This window comes from Novipirellula sp. (assembly GCF_041583735.1).
GTDB lineage: Bacteria > Planctomycetota > Planctomycetia > Pirellulales > Pirellulaceae > Novipirellula.
In genome coordinates this window covers 1-2,666 of the sequence record NZ_JBFHFD010000900.1, presented here as the reverse complement: position 1 = coordinate 2,666, position 2,666 = coordinate 1, and the positions used below count along the sequence as shown (strand labels likewise).

1 protein-coding gene and 1 pseudogene are annotated in these 2,666 nt (G+C 57.3%); both read right to left on the bottom strand.

What is annotated here, in order from left to right; genetic code table 11:
* On the bottom strand, positions 1-1,994 hold a 1,994-nt coding region (locus ABX962_RS34360), incomplete at its 3' end, for a DUF1592 domain-containing protein (RefSeq protein ID WP_372726170.1).
* A 173-nt stretch (positions 1,995-2,167) separates the two neighbouring features.
* Positions 2,168-2,666 (bottom strand): annotated as a pseudogene (locus tag ABX962_RS34355) (hypothetical protein); the annotation flags it as partial.

Here is a 2,666-nt window from a genome sequence, read left to right as displayed (position 1 = left end):
TGGATCCAATGGCCGCGTCGGATCGCGTGGTTGTCCATTGCGTCGGAGTGCGAGACAAGCCAAGCAGGATGCGTCAGAATGCCTAGCCGCTCGCCTTCGGGGGCGGTGGCCAGCGTGCGTTCCGGTTCCATTGATCCTCTGCCAAAACTACGTCGGCCGACGCGAGCGTAAATCGTTGGCCCCGAAAATTCCACTTGCTCGACGCCGTGATGGACGTACGTTCGTCTGGTCGGTTTCTTTGCCGGTGGTTTCTTGCCAGGGTTGGCCTGCTTCCAAGCTTTGAGCTCCGCTGCTGCTTGTTTTGCTGCCTCAGCCGCAGCTTTCCGCTCCGCAGCAATCGACGCGGCTCGCTCTTCCTTGCTGCGTTGTCGGCCAAAGTAAATGTTGTCACGTTCGGAAGCGACAACCTTGTCGGTGGTCAGCAATTGCTTCAGCACATCTTTGTCTTCCTGCAAAATCATTTCGATCAAACGATCGGTGCTGGCCGTTGCATCAAACATGGCGCGGTAATGGTTCACGCCTCGGCTGTCCGCACCGGTATCGGCCAGCGCTTTTGTATCTTTGCAAATGTACCCGCCTTGGTCGTAATCAAAGTAGTCGCGAAAGAATTGCAAGATCCTTGGCTTGCGGATGCTGTCGTCTGCCAGCATCCGCCGCACTTCACGCTCGACGTCGGCTCGGCTACGCATGCGTCCACCGACAATCGCGTCACGCAGTGCTTCATCGGGTTGGATGTACCGCAGCGCGTGATTGACGGCCAATCCCAATTCCCAGTCTTGCAGCATAACGCGGCCATACGCGTCCGGTTTGCCATACGCAGCCAACTCGGGCCGAAATAACGCATCGCGGTCAAGGAAGATGGACGACAGCCCCAGTACGGCGCCGTCTTTCTTGCCAAGCTTATCGATCGATTGATTGACGATTTCCACGTAAGCGTCGGACTCGGTTTCGCTCGGCGGGCGGAACGTCAACGCTTCGAATAGGAAGTCGACCGCCGCACGCACTCGCTCGTCCGTCACACCCTCTTCGTTCATCAGGTCATAGACCGGCGTCAGCGGACGAACGACCTTGGTGCTATAGACGAGGCTTGTTGGCAATCCACGCAGATCGCCCTTCATTTTGTCGGCGATCGATTTGGGGTCGTCGGTGATCTGGTAAGGATGGGCAATGCTTAGCGGGCCGTCCATCATGTAGCGAATGATGTCGCCAGCCATCCCCATGATCTGTGTCGCTTCGGCGCTGTTGACGGTGTAGAAGTCGGGGTAGTTTTCCAGCCCATGGGCGCGTGCCGACGACAGAACAGCGGGGACACTCTTGACCGCCGTGGCATAGGCGACCGTTCCGCCTTGCCAAAAGATGATGCGATCGGTTCCAAAGTAAAGCTTCAGTTCGCCGCCGTGGTTGGTCGGAACGGCGTCGCCGCGGGTCCGCAGCCCCGGTTTTTTCGGATCGAATTCGGGCTCGGTATTGATCAGTTCATTCAGCCGAGTGATATGTTCCTCGGGGGTCACACGCCAGATACGGGCGGGCGACGATGTCGGTCGCAGTTCGATTTCATCGGGCAGTTGTCCGAACAGCAGTTCGTGATCGACGAAGTTGCCTTTGTTGGGATCGCGGTGAGCATGAAAACCACCCTTGTCTCGCAAAACCCGCGAGAGTTCGTTGACGACCCAGTCCGAGAACTGCAGTCGCTCGATCACCTCGGGCTGCGTCATGTCTGGCGGCGGCATCTCGTTCAGGGCGACCTGGGCCCAGACGCTCGTCCAAGTGCTGGCATTGATCTCATCCACCGCGCCCAAATCCTCGAGCGACAACCCGCCTTCAGGATCGTATTCGCCGTGACAGTCGACGCAGTGATTGACGAGAAACGACTTGGCAAAGCTGTCAAAGTCTTTGTTGATCGGCTGGCCAGGCGTGTAGGTTTCCGCGTTGGCTGCGGGGACCAGGCTGAAGGAGAGAAGGACGAGGGCAAGCGTCCGAACCGAACCTAGCAACGAGCGGTCATTTCCAGTCGTGGCATTTCCAGTTGTAGCTAAGCTCGCCAGAGCGTGGATGACCGCTGTCCGGCAAAGGCTACGACATTGAGACTCCGCCATCGGGCGACCGTAGCTACGTGAGGCTTCCACCGTCTGGCGACGGTAGCTACGTTGAGTTCGGAAAACCTTAATCATGCCAGCACTTCCTTCAGCGGACCGTTGCTGTCGTCAAACTTCTTGGCCATCTTGTCGTCCATGTTAAAGCGATCGACGTTCTGACCCGCGGCTCGCAGCAGCGACGTATAGAGTGCGTTGATCGGACGTTTGCCATCCAGCTGTGTAAAGCAACCCGATTTGAACGCGCCGTCCAGGTTACCCAACAGCATGACAGGCCAATTGGCACCGTTGGTGTGTTGTTTATCCGCATTATTGCTGGTGTAAACAATCAGCGTGTTGTCCATCATCGTACCGCTGCCTTCAGGCACGCTCTCTAATTTCTCCATGATCCGTACCAGCATGCGGCTGTTGTACTGGCGAATTTTGATCCAAATTGGATTGTCGGGCTGTTCCATGTGCCCCAGGTTGTGTCCCTGTTGATCGATGCCCAATCCCTTCCATGCACCAAAGATCTCGCCGCGACCCGAACCGATCGTCAGCGTATTGGTGATGCCCGAGGTCAGCGCCGAGATG